This is a genomic window from Halomonas shengliensis (assembly GCF_900104135.1).
GTDB lineage: Bacteria > Pseudomonadota > Gammaproteobacteria > Pseudomonadales > Halomonadaceae > Halomonas > Halomonas shengliensis.
Genome location: NZ_FNIV01000003.1, coordinates 346,679 through 360,863, shown reverse-complemented (window position 1 = coordinate 360,863; position 14,185 = coordinate 346,679). Strand labels below are relative to the sequence as shown.

Genomic DNA, 14,185 nt, shown 5'->3' with positions numbered 1-14,185 from the left:
CACATCAGGCGCCCGCCACCGCGGCGTCGCGATGGCGGTCGGCCAGGCGTGCCACCATCGCCTCGATCATCTTCGAGGAGTGCAGCGCGGCCTTCTCCAGGAACTGCTCGAAGGAGAGGTGGTTGTCGCCGCCGCCGGCGATGTCGGAGAGGGCGCGGATCACCACGAAGGGGCAGTCGTAGAGATGACAGGTCTGGGCGATGGCCGCGGCCTCCATCTCGGCGGCGAGCATGGTGGGGAAGCGCTTGCGAGTCTGCGTCACCAGGTTGGGGCAGGCCATGAAGACGTCGCCGGTGGCGATCAGCCCCTCGACCACCTTGACCTCGCCCAGCGCCTCGACGCACTCGCGGGCCAGGTGCATCAGCCGCTCGTCGGGGAGGTAGGCGGCGGGCATGTCGGGCACCTGGCCGTGCTCGTAGCCGAACACCACGGCATCCACGTCGTGGTGGCGCACCTCGCTGGAGACCACGATGTCGCCGATCTCGAGCCCCTCGCCGAAGCCACCGGCGGAGCCGGTGTTGATGATCGCCTCGGGCCGGTACATGTCCAGCAGCAGGGTGGTGCCCACCGCGGCGTTCACCTTGCCGATCCCCGACTGCAGGATCACCACCTCGACGCCATGCAGTCGGCCGCTATGGAAGGTGTTGCCGACGTGGATGCGGGTCTCGCGCCCCTCTAGCAGGGAGGCCAGGCGCTCCACCTCCTGGCTCATGGCGCCGATGATGCCGATGCGCTTCATCAGGCGAACACCTGGGTCCACTCGTCACGCTTGGCCAGGAAGCCGCGGGCGACCTCCTTGGCCCCCTCGAGGCTGTGGCTCGCCGCCCAGCCGCACTGGGTCTCGTTGCAGGCCGGCACCTCGGTGGCCTCGAGGACGTCCTGGAGGGTCTTCTCCAGCAGCTCGAGCATGGCGTCGTAATCGTCGTGGTTGATCATCGCCCAGTAGAAGCCGGTCTGGCAGCCCATGGGGCTGATATCGACCACCTTGTCGGAGTGGTTGCGCGACATCTCGGCCAGCAGGTGTTCCAGGGAGTGCAGTGCGGGCATCGCCATGTGCCCCTGGTTGGGCTGGCAGATGCGCATGTCGTACTTGTGGATGGTGTCGCCGTGCTCGCCGGTCTTGATGTCGGCGAGGCGCAGATAGGGGGCCTTCACCTTGGTATGGTCCAGGTTGAAGCTCTCGACGTTCATCTTGTCGCTCATGGAATCCTCGTGTCTGGTGTGATGCAAACGGTGTGACTTCGGCCCGGGGCCGGTGTTCACCGGCGCCGGGGGAAGGGGGCTGCGCCCGGGAGGCTGTCAGCTGTCGTCGTGAAGGTCGGCGGCCTGGAGGGTATTCTCCAGCAGGGTGGCGACGGTCATGGGGCCGACCCCACCGGGAACCGGGGTGATCCAGCCGGCCCGTTCGGCGGCGGCCTCGAAGTCGACGTCGCCCACCAGGCGCCCATCCTCCTGGCGGTTGATGCCCACGTCGATGACGATGGCGCCCTTCTTGACCCACTCGCCCTTGACCAGGCCGGGGTTGCCCACCGCCACCACCAGCACGTCGGCGCGGCGCACGTGCGCCTCGAGGTTGCGGGTGAAGCGGTGGCAGACGGTGGTGGTGCAGCCGGCCAGCATCAGCTCCAGCGCCATGGGGCGGCCGACGATATTGGAGGCGCCGACCACGGTGGCATCCAGGCCACGCACGGCCAGGCCGCTCTCCTCGAACAGCGTCATTACGCCCTTGGGCGTGCAGGGGCGCAGCAGCGGCAGGCGCTGGGCCAGGCGGCCGAGGTTGTAGGGGTGGAAGCCGTCCACGTCCTTGTCGGGGTGGATGCGCTCGAGGATCGGCCGGGCGTCGAGGTGCGCCGGCAGCGGCAGCTGCACCAGGATGCCGTCCACCTTGGGGTCGGCGTTGAGCTCGTCCACCAGCGCCTCGAGGGCCTGCTGGGAGGTGTCGGCGGGCAGCTGATGACGAAAGGATTCGATGCCGGCCTCGACGCAGGCGTTGTGCTTGTTGCGCACGTAGACCGCGGAGGCAGGATCCTCGCCGACCAGCACGACGGCAAGCCCGGGCGTGCGTCCGCCGGCCTCGCGGCGCGCCTGTACCTGGCGGGCGACCTTCTGGCGAACACGAGCGGCTATGGCTTTGCCATCGATCAGTTGCGCGGTCATCGAGGATCCTCTGGGTGGCCGAATGAAGGAGGCGCGATTTTCGCATGCCGACGCCATGAAACAAAGCCGCGGCGCGGCGTCACTTGACGGTCGGGGAAAGTCACGTAGAATACGCAGCGCTCGACGAGGCCCCTGCGGCGGCGTCCGGCCCGCGAAGTCGACGGCGGAGTGTAGCGCAGCCTGGTAGCGCGCCTGCTTTGGGAGCAGGATGTCGGGGGTTCGAATCCCTCCACTCCGACCACAACCTGTTGATTGTCAAGGAATAATTTGACGTTCAGGGTTGCGGCCAGGCGAGTTGGAACGTAGAATGCGCCCATAGCTCAACCGGATAGAGCAACGGCCTTCTAAGCCGTAGGTTGCAGGTTCGAGTCCTGCTGGGCGTGCCATCCAGGCGCGGTGGCGGGATGCCGGTTCGAGCGATTGTCGATGTGGTGGATGTAGCTCAGTGGTAGAGCCCCGGATTGTGGCTCCGGTGGTCGTGGGTTCGATCCCCATCATCCACCCCACCTCGACACACGCAGTGCAGCGGTAACAAGGCAATGGTGGATGTAGCTCAGTGGTAGAGCCCCGGATTGTGGCTCCGGTGGTCGTGGGTTCGATCCCCATCATCCACCCCATGTCTTGCGTCTCTTTCGGTACCTCCGTGTTCAGCAGTTCCGCATCTTCCTCAGCATTCCTGCTTTCTGTTATCTAGTTTCTCGTTTTATCGCGCGGGCGCATTCGGCGTTGGCGGTCTTCGCGTTTCCGGAATATGCCCCCTTGCGTGGCGTGCCGGTGTCCATCGCTGGCTTGCTTGAGTCCCGTGTTCGGCCCAGCCCTTGCAATCCGGTCGCTTGCCCCCATCTCTCCTGCCATGGCGCTTGCCAGTGCCGGGCGGGATTCATAAAATCACCCCCTTGATTTTCCATTCACGCAGTCAACACATTGCCCCAGTCGGTAGAGGACATTTCATGCAAGTTTCCGTCGATACGACCTCCCAGATCGAACGCCGCGTCACCGTCCAGGTGCCGGCAGCCGAGGTCGACGAGGCCGTCAATGCCCGTCTCAAGGATGCCGCCAAGAACGTCCGCATGGACGGCTTCCGCCGGGGCAAGGTGCCGATGTCGGTGATTCGTCAGCGCTACGGCCGCGACGTGCGCAACGAGGTGGTCGGCGAGGTCATGCGTGAGCGCTACGTGCGCGCCATCTCCGAACACGAGCTCAACCCGGCCGGCTTCCCGCAGATCGAGGCCACCGTCAACGAGGCGGGCAAGGACCTGGAGTTCGTGGCGACCCTGGAGGTCTATCCGGAGATCGAGCTGGCCTCCATCGAGGGCACCGAGGTCGAGCGTCCGGTGGTCGAGGTGACCGACGCCGACGTCGACGAGATGATCGAGACCCTGCGCAAGCAGAACGCCGGCTGGGAAGCGGTCGAGCGTGCCGCCGAGGATGGCGACCAGGTCACCATCGACTTCCAGGGCTTCCTGGGCGACGAGCCCTTCGAGGGCGGCAGCGCCGAGGGTCACGACCTGGTGATCGGCTCCGGCAGCTTCATCCCCGGCTTCGAGGAGCAGCTCATCGGTGCCAAGGCCGGTGACGACACCGAGATCAAGGTCACCTTCCCCGAGGACTACCAGGCCGAGCACCTGGCGGGCCAGGAAGCCACCTTCAAGGTCAAGGTGCACGAGGTGAAGGGCCAGTCGCTGCCCGAGGTCGATGCCGAGTTCGTCAAGAAGTTCGGCGTCGAGGACGGTGACCTCGACAAGTTCCGCGCCGAGGTCAAGAAGAACATGACCCGCGAGGCGAGCCAGGCGGTCGAGAATCGCGTCAAGCAGCAGGTGCTGGGCGCCCTGCAGAAGGCCAACGACATCCCGGTGCCCCAGGCGCTGGTGCAGCAGGAGGTCGACGGCCTCAAGCGCCAGGCGGCCCAGCAGTTCGGCCTGGGTGAGGACTTCGATGTCTCCCAGCTGCCCAACGAGCTGTTCGCCGAGCAGGCCAAGAGCCGTGTCGAGGTGGGCCTGCTGCTGGCTGAGGTGATCAAGGCCAACGAGCTGGGTGCCAGCGATGACGAGATCAAGGCCAAGGTCGAGGAGCTCGCCGAGCAGTACCAGGAGCCCGAGCAGGTGGTCGAGTACTACATGGGCAACGAGCAGATGAAGACCCAGGTCAAATCCGCCATCCTCGAGGAGAAGGCGGTCGACCTGCTGCTCGAGCAGGCCAGCGTCAAGGACGTCGAGATGTCCTACCAGGATGTGCTGGCCGCCGCCCAGCAGCAGGACGAGGCCGACGAGGAAGAGGGCAGCGAGGAGAGCGCCGGCGAGGAAGAGCGCCAGGCCTGATCTGCCCCACGCCCCCGGCATGGCGTCGGGGGCGCATCGCTTCCATACATCGGATGCAAGGACAACACGCTATGAGCAACGAGTTCGAGATCCAGAACGCCGGCGGCCTGGTGCCCATGGTGGTCGAGCAGAGCGCCCGCGGCGAGCGCGCCTACGATATCTATTCCCGCCTGCTCAAGGAGCGTGTGATCTTCCTGGTGGGTCCGGTGGAAGACTACATGGCCAACCTGGTGGTGGCGCAGCTGCTGTTCCTGGAGTCCGAGAACCCGGACAAGGACATTCACCTCTACATCAACTCGCCGGGTGGTGCGGTGACCGCGGGCATGTCGATCTACGACACCATGCAGTTCATCAAGCCCGACGTCTCCACCGTCTGCATCGGCCAGGCGGCGAGCATGGGCGCGCTGCTGCTGGCCGGCGGTGCCGCGGGCAAGCGCTTCTGCCTGCCCAACTCGCGGATGATGATCCACCAGCCGCTGGGCGGCTACCAGGGTCAGGCCTCGGACATCGAGATCCATACCCGTGAGATCCTCGGCATCCGCGACAGGCTCAACCATATCCTGGCCCACCACACCGGCCAGGACATCGACACGATCGCGCGGGACACCGACCGCGACAACTTCATGGACGGCAAGCAGGCGGCGGAGTACGGCCTGATCGATGCCGTGCTGGATAAGCGGCCCACATCCTGATAGCGTGATTTTCATCACACGCTGATCGTTCCCGGCGGCACCGTCCGCCGCTGTGAGCCCGGTGGTGCCGCCCTGGCGGCACCGCCACCATCAAAAGAGGTAAGCGAATGGCCGACGGCAAAGGCAAGGACGACGGTGGCAAGCTGCTCTACTGCTCGTTCTGCGGCAAGAACCAGAACGAGGTGCGCAAGCTGATTGCCGGCCCGTCCGTCTATATCTGTGATGAGTGTGTCGACCTCTGCAACGACATCATCCGCGAGGAGGTGCTCGACAACGATGCCGAGAGCGACGAGGAGCGCCTGCCGACGCCCCGCGAGATCCGTCACACCCTCGACGATTACGTGATCGGCCAGGACCGCGCCAAGATGGTGCTGTCCGTTGCCGTCTACAACCACTACAAGCGCCTGCGCTCCGACGTGAAGAACGACGAGGTGGAGCTGGGCAAGTCGAACATCCTGCTGATCGGCCCCACCGGCAGCGGCAAGACGCTGCTGGCCGAGACCATGGCGCGGCTGCTCAACGTGCCGTTCACCATCGCCGACGCCACCACGCTGACCGAGGCCGGCTACGTGGGCGAGGATGTCGAGAACATCATCCAGAAGCTGCTGCAGAAGTGCGACTACGATGTGGAGAAGGCCGAGCGCGGCATCGTCTACATCGACGAGATCGACAAGATCTCGCGCAAGTCGGACAACCCCTCCATCACCCGTGATGTCTCGGGGGAGGGCGTGCAGCAGGCGCTGCTCAAGCTGATCGAGGGCACCACCGCCTCGGTGCCGCCCCAGGGTGGCCGCAAGCATCCGCAGCAGGAGTTCCTGCAGGTCCACACCGGCAACATCCTGTTCATCGTCGGTGGCGCCTTCGCCGGGCTGGAGAAGGTGATCCGAGACCGCGCCGAGAAGGGCGGCATCGGCTTCAATGCCGAGGTGAAGAGCAAGGACGACAGCAAGCCGGTGGGCGATATCCTGGCCACCGTGGAGCCCGAGGACCTGGTCAAGTTCGGCCTGATCCCGGAGTTCGTCGGCCGCCTGCCGGTGATCGCGACCCTCACCGAGCTCACCGAGGATGCGCTGATCCAGATCCTCACCGAGCCCAAGAACTCGCTGATCAAGCAGTACGCCAAGCTGTTCGAGATGGAGAACGTCGAGCTGGAGTTCCGCGAGGACGCCCTGCGCGCCGTGGCGGCCAAGGCCATGGCCCGCAAGACCGGCGCCCGCGGCCTGCGCTCCATCCTCGAGTCGGTGCTGCTCGACACCATGTACGAGATCCCGTCGCTGGACGGTGTCAGCAAGGTGGTGATCGACGCCTCGGTGATCAGCGGCGAGAGCGAGCCACTGCTGATCTACTCGCAGCAGCAGGAAGCCGCCGGCGACGGTACCGACGGCTGACGCCTCGGGGGTCACCCCGCGGGAGCGCCCAGCCTCCAGAGCCGGCCCGGCCGGCCGGAGACGCGGGGGCTCCCGTTTTTTTTGCCCCGCTGTCCACCTTGCAAAGACCCTCGGTCGCCCCCACCCATTGGGTATTCCTTCGTTTTCTCTTGAGGTACGTCTGCGATGCAGCAGAACGCTGATCAGACCCTGAGTCTGCCCCTTTTGCCGCTGCGGGACGTGGTCGTCTACCCGCAGATGGTCATCCCGCTGTTCGTCGGTCGCGAGAAGTCGATCGAGGCCCTCGAGGCCGCCATGAGTGCCGACAAGCGGGTGCTGCTGGTGGCCCAGCGCGAGGCCAGCAAGGATGACCCCGACCGCGACGATCTCTTCGCCATCGGCACCGTGGCCGAGATCATGCAGCTGCTCAAGCTGCCCGACGGCACCGTCAAGGTGCTGATCGAGGGGGTCTCCCGCGCCGACCTGGGCGAGCTGCACGCCGGCGAGGACTACACCCGCGCCGATGCCGTGCTGCGTGACAGCGTGCCGCTCACCGAGCGCGAGCAGGAGGCGCTGGTGCGCGTGCTGCTCAACCAGTTCGAGCAGTACGTGAAGATGTCGAAGAAGGTACCCAACGAGGTGCTCAACTCGCTCTCCGGCATCGAGGATCCCAGCCGCCTGGTGGACACCATCTGTGCCCACCTGTCGCTGAAGATCGACGACAAGCAGCAGCTGCTCGAGATGGACAAGGTGCGCGACCGCATCGAGCACCTGATGGCGCTGATCGAGTCCGAGATCGACCTGCTGCAGGTGGAGAAGCGCATCCGCTCGCGGGTCAAGGACCAGATGGAGAAGTCCCAGCGCGAGTACTATCTCAACGAGCAGATGAAGGCCATCCAGAAGGAGATGGGCGAGCTCGAGAACGTGCCCAACGAGGCCGAGAAGTACGAGCAGGCCATCGAGGAATCCGGCATGCCCAAGGAGGCCCGCGAGAAGGCCCTCCAGGAGCTGGGCAAGCTCAAGATGATGGCGCCGAACTCCGCCGAGGCCACGGTGGTGCGCTCCTACCTCGACTGGCTGGTATCGGTGCCGTGGAAGAAGCGCACCCGGGTCAAGCATGACCTGGTGCACGCCCAGAAGGTGCTCGACGAGGACCACTACGGCCTCGAGGAGGTCAAGGCGCGCATCCTCGAGTACCTGGCGGTGCACAAGCGGGTCAAGAAGCTCAAGGGTCCGGTGCTCTGCCTGGTGGGGCCGCCCGGGGTAGGCAAGACCTCGCTGGGCAAGTCCATCGCCCGGGCGACCAACCGCAAGTACGTGCGCCTGGCCCTCGGCGGGGTGCGTGACGAGTCCGAGATCCGCGGCCACCGGCGTACCTACATCGGCTCGCTGCCGGGCAAGATCGTCCAGCGCATGTCCCGCGCCGGGGTGCGCAACCCGCTGTTCCTGCTCGACGAGGTCGACAAGATCGGCATGGATCATCGCGGCGACCCCGCCTCGGCGCTGCTCGAGGTGCTCGACCCGGAGCAGAACGACACCTTCAGCGACCACTATCTGGAGCTGGATTACGACCTCTCCGAGACGCTGTTCATCTGCACCGCCAACTCCATGAACATCCCCGGGCCGCTGCTCGACCGCATGGAGGTGATCCGCCTGCCCGGTTACACCGAGGACGAGAAGCTGGCCATCGCCCGGCGCTACCTGGTGCCCAAGCAGCTCAAGGCCAACGGCTTCAAGGACGAGGAGCTGGCCTTCTCCGACGAGGCGCTGCTGGAGCTGATCCGCTACTACAGCCGTGAGGCCGGGGTGCGTGAGCTGGAGCGCCAGATCGCCAAGGTGTGCCGCAAGGTGCTGCGTGAACGCCTCGAGAAGGAGAGCAAGGAGGGGGCCCAGGCCCCGCTGCTGCTGGCCGCCGCCGATATCGAGGGGTATGCTGGGGTGCGTCGCTACAGCTACGGGCTGGCCGACCAGGAGGATCAGGTGGGTCGCGTGACCGGCCTGGCCTGGACCTCGGTGGGTGGCGAGCTGCTCAACATCGAGTCGGTGGTGACCCCGGGCAAAGGGCGCCTCAACAAGACCGGCTCGCTCGGCGACGTGATGAAGGAGTCGGTGAGCGCCGCTCAGACGGTGGTGCGGGCCCGGGCGCTGGCGATGGGCATCGACCCCGAGCGCTTCGAGAAGGAGGACCTGCACATCCACGTGCCCGAGGGGGCGACCCCCAAGGATGGCCCCAGTGCCGGCATCGCCATGGTCACCGCCATGGTATCGGCCTACACGGGCCGGCCGGTGCGCTGCGACGTGGCCATGACCGGCGAGGTCAACCTGCGCGGTGAGGTGCTGCCCATCGGCGGCCTGAAGGAGAAATTGCTGGCCGCCAGGCGCGGTGGTATAAAGACCGTGCTGGTACCCGAGGAGAACCGCCGGGACCTCAAGGAGGTGCCGGACAATATCAAGGAGGCTCTCGACATCAGGCCGGTACGCTGGATCGATGAGGTGCTGGAGGTAGCTTTAGCAAAAAGGGATGAGGCATCCGAGGGGGAAGCCCGTTCCGAAGATTCGACCTCTACATCGTCAATGATCAGCACCCATTGAGGCTCTTTTCCCCACCATTATCCAGGGCAAAGCCCGATATGGTGGGGCTCTGAGCGCAATGTTGCTTGACAGTGCTTTCCCCGCATTGCTATAAATTGCTTATGCTGTGATCGCGCTTGTCGGTTGAAAAGCCGGGTCGATTAGAGCCAAATTCCGAAAACGTCAAGGGGTGAAGTGTGAACAAGTCCGAGCTGATCGAAGCCATCGCCGCGTCCGCCGATATTCCCAAGGCCTCCGCCGCCCGCGCGCTGGATGCCATGGTGGATACCGTCACCGACAGCCTCAAGAAAGGTGACAGTGTTTCCCTGGTCGGTTTCGGTACCTTCCAGGTCAAGGAGCGTGCCGCGCGCACCGGTCGCAACCCGCAGACCGGCCAGCCGATCGAGATCAAGGCGGCCAAGGTTCCCAGCTTCAAGGCCGGCAAGGCGCTGAAGGATTCCGTCAACTGATAGCTCTGTCAACGGATACGCTTTCTCCGGAAAGCCAGGTGCGACGCCCGCGCCGCTGAAGGTTGACCACTACCGGTTGATTGATACAGGCGCATCGCCCTCGGCGGTGCGCCTGTCTTCGTTCTACTCTCCACTCTTCCGAGGCCTGCATGCTGCAAAGTATTCGAGACCGCTCCCGTAGCTGGGGAGCCAAGATCATCATCGGCGCGGTGGTCGTCACCATGGCGCTGTTCGGCGTCGAGTCGCTGGTGGGCCTGTTCGGCAACAGCGGCGACGAGGTCGCCGAGGTCAACGGCGAGCCCATCATGCGCCAGGAGCTGGAGCTTGCCGTGCAGCGGGCGATCCGCTCCGGTCAGGTGCCGCCCGAGCAGGAGCGGGCCCTGCGCGCCCAGATGCTCGACCAGCTGATCACCGATCGGGTGCTGCGCCAGTACGCCGAGGAGGGTGGGCTGCACTTCTCCGAGGAGCAGCTCGACCAGATCATCGTCTCGCTGCCCGAGTTCCAGGACCAGGAAGGGCGCTTCGACAGCGACCTGTTCCGCAACCGCCTGGCCAGCGCCGGCTATACCCCGGTGGGTTTCCGCGAGCAGCTGCGCCAGGATATGCAGCAGCAGCAGCTCCAGCAGGGGCTGGCGTTCAGCGACTTCACCCTGGAGAGCGAGCGCGAGCGCCTGGCCAAACTGCAGCGCCAGACCCGCACCTTCCGCCACGCCGCGATCGATGCCGCCTCCCTGGATGAGGAGGTCGCGGCCAGCGAGAGCCAGATCGAGGCCTACTACGAGCAGCATCAGGAGGCATTCCGGCGTCCCGAGCAGGTGCGCCTGGAGTATGTGGTGGTGGACCGCCAGGCCATGGCGGCCGAGGTCGAGGTCGACGAGGCGGCGTTGCGCGATGCCTGGCGCGAGGCTACCGCGGACGCCGACCGTCGTCTCTCCCACATCATGGTCACCTTCGGTGACGAGCGCAGCCGCGAGGAGGCGGTCAGCCGCCTGGAGGAGGTGCAGGCGCGTCTCGAGGAGGGCGAGGCCTTCTCCGAGCTTGCCGCCGAGTTCTCCGATGACACCGTCTCCGCCGAGCAGGGTGGCGACCTGGGCGTGGTGAGTCGCGGCTTCTTCGGCGAGGCCTTCGACGAGGCGGCCTTCTCGCTGGGCGAGGGTGAGGTATCCGGGATCGTCGAGACCGACAACGGCCTGCACCTGCTCAAGGTGACCGGCCTCGAGCGCGAGGCCTTCGCCGAGATGCGCGATGAGCTGCGTCGCCAGCTGGCCCGCGACGCGGTTTCCGACGCCTTCAACGACAAGGTACAGCAGCTGATCGACGAGAGCTTCTCCGCCGATGACCTGTCCAGCGTCGCCGATGACCTGGGGCTCGAGCTCGAGACCAGCGACTGGATCTCCCGTGAGGGCGCCGAGGGTGTGCTCGCCGAGCCGGGCGTGATGAGCCAGGCATTCAGCGACGATGTCCTCGGCGAGGGCTACAACAGCGAGGTGATCGAGCTGGACAGCGATCGCCGCCTGGTGCTGCGTGTGGCCGAGCATCGCGAGGCGACCACCTTGCCGCTGACCGAGGTGCGTGATGAGGTGCGGGCCGAGGTCGAAGCCGAACTGCGGCGCGAAGCGCTGCTGGCACGGGCCGATGAGCTGGTCACCACCCTGCGTGACGGCGAGTCGGTCGAGCTCGACTGGCAGCAGGCCGAGGCGGTCAGCCGCCAGCAGAGCCAGGGCCTTTCCCGGACGCTGATGGACGCCGCCTTCCGCCTGCCGGCGCCCGAGGGCGAGACACCCACCTACGGTCGGGTCGCCGACGGCGATCGCGCGGTGATCATCGCCCTGGAGTCGGTCGGAGAGGGCGAGATCGACGAACAGGTCGAGCAGTTCGTCGCCTCCATGGCCGAGCGTCTGCGTGCCCAGGCCGCCATCCAGGGGCTGATCGAGCACCTGCGCAGCGAGGCCGAGATCCGACGGTAAGCTACAAGGAGCAAGCGCCAAGAGGCCAAGTAAAAGTAGAAAGCAGAAAGAGAAACCCCGCACCCCTTCAGGGCTTGCGGGGTTTCTTTTCCTTGCATATCAGCACTTTCGACTTGTCGCTTTCTGATTGCTACTCGGACAGCCGGCGGCTTGGCGTTTGGCCACTTCAATATGTTATAACATTACGATTAAGTGACAAGAGAGCAGCCATGCCCACACCCCTTGCCCATATCCCCGTCCACCTGATCACCGGCTTCCTTGGCAGCGGCAAGAGCACGCTGATCCACCGCCTGATCGAGCAGAAGCCTGCCGGTGAACGCTGGGCGGTGCTGATCAACGAGTTCGGCCAGGTGGGCATCGACCAGGCGATGTTCGAGGAGCGTGATGACCTGGTGGTCAAGGGGCTCCCGGGCGGCTGCCTCTGCTGCCAGCTGGCCTTCGTGATGCAGGCGACCCTGGTCAATCTACTGCATCGCCATCGGCCCGATCGGGTGATCATCGAGCCTTCGGGGCTGGGCCATCCGGCGGGGCTTCTGGAAGTACTGCGCGGTGAGGCCTTCGCCGAGGTTCTCGACGTGTGCAGCGTCGTGGCGCTACTCGATCCCCGTCGCCTGGACGACCCGCGCGCCCGGGAACACGAGACCTTCCGGGACCAGCTCGCCATGGCCGATGGCGTGGCCTTGACCATGACCGACCTGGCAACGCCGGCCCAACTGGCCGCGGCGAGGGAGTGGGTGGAGCAGCTGTGGCCGCCCAAGGGCTGGATCCTCGAGGCACCCGGCGGCGAGCTGTCCCTGGCGAGGCTGACGGCGGGCGAGCGAGAGGTGTCGCTCCGGGCGGCGGCCGGCAGCGATGCCCATCGGCACCTGAGGCAGGCGGCGGACGACGCTCGCGGCATGAAGGGCGTGGTGCTGGAGGCGTTTGCCGAAGCACTGCCCGAGCCGGGCCGGCCCCGGCGAGAGGTCGGCAGCGCCCTGGGCCACGAAACCCTGGGCTGGCGGTGGCATCCGCATGACGTCTTCGATCTGGATCGGCTGGGGGAGCGCCTGGGCGGGTTGCCTGGTCCCCTAAGGGTCAAGGGCGTCTTCCACACCGACGCCGGCTGGAAGCTCTTCAATCGCGCCGAGGGTGCGGTAAGCCTGACCGATAGCGCCTGGCGGCGTGACTCGCGCCTCGAGATCATCGCTGAGGCAGGGGGGCTCCCCGACCCCGAGGCGCTGGAGGTGCTGTTGCAGGGCTGCCTTACTGGCCCAGCGGGATCTCCCTGAGTTGCGGGGCACCACCGTCGATCGCGATCTCCCACCCCGTGCCGGGCTGCCAGTCGCCCAGCACATAGCGCCTCGCCGGCTTGCCCTCGACCTCGAGCTCATGCACCGCCGGGCGGTGGGTATGGCCATGGATCAGGGTGGTGACGCCGTGCTCGGCCATCGCCTTGACCACCTCCTCGGGGGTCACGTCCATGATGTCCTCGGCCTTGTTGGAGTTGGCCTCGCCGGACTGGGCACGCAGCTGGCTGGCAAGGGCGACGCGCTGCTCGATCGGCATGGCCAGTACCTGCTGCTGCCACTGCGGATGGCGCGCCTGGGCGCGGAACGCCTGGTAGTCGGTGTCGCGGGTGCAGAGGCTGTCGCCATGCATCAGCAGCACAGGCCGGCCACCGAGCTCGACCACGCTGGGGTCCGGCAGCAGGGTGGCGCCGGCCTCATCGGCGAAGCGCTCGCCCAGCAGGAAGTCGCGATTGCCGTGCATCAGATAGAGCGCGGTGCCGTCATCGGCAAGCCGCCTGAGTGCGGTGGCGATACGGGCCGCCAGGTCGGCGTTGCCGCTGGGATCACGACCCGCCAGGTCGAGCAGGTCATCGCCGACCCACGCCTCGAAGAAGTCGCCGAGGATATAGAGGGCGTCACAGCCGCAGGCGCGCTCCTCCAGCCAGCGCAGGAAGCCCTCGGTGATCTCGGGGGCGCCGGGGTGGAGATGCAGGTCGGATATCAGCAGGGTGGCCATGGTCGAGGGTTCCCGGGTCGTGCGTCACAGGGCAGGACGCCCGCACGGGGCGGGCGTCGGACAGGGCAGGGAAGGCGGTTCAGTCTTCCTTGACGTAGGCCTTCTCGATCAGCACGTCCTGTGCCGGCACGTCGGCGTGCATGCCGCGGCGGGTGGTCTCGACCTTGCGAATCTTCTCGACCACCTCCATGCCGTCGACGACGCGGCCGAAGACGCAGTAGCCCCAGCCCTGGATGGACTTGCCGCTGTGGTTGAGGAAAGCGTTGTCGGCGACGTTGATGAAGAACTGGGCGGTGGCCGAGTGCGGGTCCTGGGTGCGCGCCATGGCCAGGGTGCCGACCTCGTTGGCCAGGCCGTTGTCGGCCTCGTTCTCGATCGGATCGCGGGTCGGCTTCTGGTTGAAGTCCTCGTCGAAGCCACCACCCTGGACCATGAAGCCGTCGATCACGCGGTGGAAGAGGGTGCCGTCATAGAAGCCGTCGCGCACGTACTGTTCGAAGTTGGCGGCGGTCTTGGGTGCCTTCTCGTGGTCGAGTTCGACGCTGATGTCACCGAAGGTGGTCTGCAGAACGATCATCGCTAAGTTCCTGTGCAATAAAGGGGCCCCGCCTTGGCGTTGCCCGTGGGCGTGGCGCTATA

General features: G+C 66.1%; 12 protein-coding genes and 4 tRNA genes. 11 read left to right on the top strand and 5 right to left on the bottom strand.

All coding sequences use genetic code 11. The features are described 5' to 3' along the window. Positions 1–4: 4 nt before the first annotated feature. The 3 genes from mtnN to folD form a co-directional block, all read right to left on the bottom strand. Positions 5–739 (bottom strand): 5'-methylthioadenosine/S-adenosylhomocysteine nucleosidase, encoded by a 735-nt coding sequence (mtnN, locus tag BLP95_RS06725; RefSeq protein ID WP_089677620.1) that lies wholly within the window; start codon positions 737–739, stop codon positions 5–7. After that, a complete protein-coding gene (locus BLP95_RS06720) occupies positions 739–1,203 on the bottom strand; it encodes an S-ribosylhomocysteine lyase (RefSeq protein ID WP_089677619.1) in 465 nt (154 codons plus the stop codon). Before BLP95_RS06720 ends, mtnN begins: the two co-directional genes overlap by 1 nt. Positions 1,204–1,299: 96 nt before the next feature. Next, a complete protein-coding gene (gene folD, locus BLP95_RS06715; RefSeq protein WP_176760237.1) occupies positions 1,300–2,157 on the bottom strand; it encodes a bifunctional methylenetetrahydrofolate dehydrogenase/methenyltetrahydrofolate cyclohydrolase FolD in 858 nt (285 codons plus the stop codon). 164 nt (positions 2,158–2,321) lie between these two features. Between folD and BLP95_RS06710 the strand changes: the two genes are divergently transcribed. The 11 genes from BLP95_RS06710 (at position 2,322) to BLP95_RS06660 (ending at position 12,810) form a co-directional block, all read left to right on the top strand. Beyond that, positions 2,322–2,398 (top strand) — tRNA-Pro (locus tag BLP95_RS06710). Between the two features lie 68 nt (positions 2,399–2,466). Further along, positions 2,467–2,543: transfer RNA gene (locus tag BLP95_RS06705), tRNA-Arg, on the top strand. A gap of 45 nt (positions 2,544–2,588) precedes the next feature. Next, positions 2,589–2,663 (top strand) — tRNA-His (locus tag BLP95_RS06700). A gap of 36 nt (positions 2,664–2,699) precedes the next feature. After that, positions 2,700–2,774 (top strand) — tRNA-His (locus BLP95_RS06695). A 333-nt stretch (positions 2,775–3,107) separates the two neighbouring features. Continuing rightward, a complete protein-coding gene (gene tig, locus BLP95_RS06690; protein ID WP_089677617.1) occupies positions 3,108–4,475 on the top strand; it encodes a trigger factor in 1,368 nt (455 codons plus the stop codon). 71 nt (positions 4,476–4,546) lie between these two features. Further along, positions 4,547–5,167, top strand: coding sequence for an ATP-dependent Clp endopeptidase proteolytic subunit ClpP (gene clpP / locus BLP95_RS06685; protein WP_089677616.1), 621 nt, complete (start codon positions 4,547–4,549; stop codon positions 5,165–5,167). Between the two features lie 107 nt (positions 5,168–5,274). Further along, positions 5,275–6,555 carry an ATP-dependent Clp protease ATP-binding subunit ClpX gene (gene clpX / locus BLP95_RS06680; RefSeq protein ID WP_089677615.1) on the top strand — a complete coding sequence of 427 codons (1,281 nt, stop codon included), beginning with the start codon at positions 5,275–5,277 and terminating at the stop codon, positions 6,553–6,555. Between the two features lie 165 nt (positions 6,556–6,720). Beyond that, entirely contained in the window at positions 6,721–9,126 is a 2,406-nt protein-coding gene (lon, locus tag BLP95_RS06675) for an endopeptidase La (protein WP_089677614.1), read from the top strand. Positions 9,127–9,302: 176 nt separating this feature from the next. Further along, positions 9,303–9,575 carry an HU family DNA-binding protein gene (locus BLP95_RS06670; protein WP_023004950.1) on the top strand — a complete coding sequence of 91 codons (273 nt, stop codon included), beginning with the start codon at positions 9,303–9,305 and terminating at the stop codon, positions 9,573–9,575. Positions 9,576–9,724: 149 nt separating this feature from the next. Next, the gene (locus BLP95_RS06665; RefSeq protein WP_089677613.1) at positions 9,725–11,542 is read left to right on the top strand and encodes a SurA N-terminal domain-containing protein; all 1,818 of its coding nucleotides are present in this window, start codon (positions 9,725–9,727) and stop codon (positions 11,540–11,542) included. A gap of 209 nt (positions 11,543–11,751) precedes the next feature. Continuing rightward, a complete protein-coding gene (locus BLP95_RS06660; RefSeq protein ID WP_089677612.1) occupies positions 11,752–12,810 on the top strand; it encodes a CobW family GTP-binding protein in 1,059 nt (352 codons plus the stop codon). Here the strand turns inward: BLP95_RS06660 and BLP95_RS06655 are convergent. Together BLP95_RS06655 and BLP95_RS06650 are read right to left on the bottom strand one after the other, a co-directional pair. After that, positions 12,785–13,546, bottom strand: a complete 762-nt coding sequence (locus tag BLP95_RS06655) for a UDP-2,3-diacylglucosamine diphosphatase (RefSeq protein ID WP_089677611.1) — start codon at positions 13,544–13,546, stop codon at positions 12,785–12,787. The genes BLP95_RS06660 and BLP95_RS06655 overlap by 26 nt on opposite strands. A 79-nt stretch (positions 13,547–13,625) precedes the next feature. Next, positions 13,626–14,123 carry a peptidylprolyl isomerase gene (locus tag BLP95_RS06650; RefSeq protein WP_089677610.1) on the bottom strand — a complete coding sequence of 166 codons (498 nt, stop codon included), beginning with the start codon at positions 14,121–14,123 and terminating at the stop codon, positions 13,626–13,628. Positions 14,124–14,185: the final 62 nt, after the last annotated feature.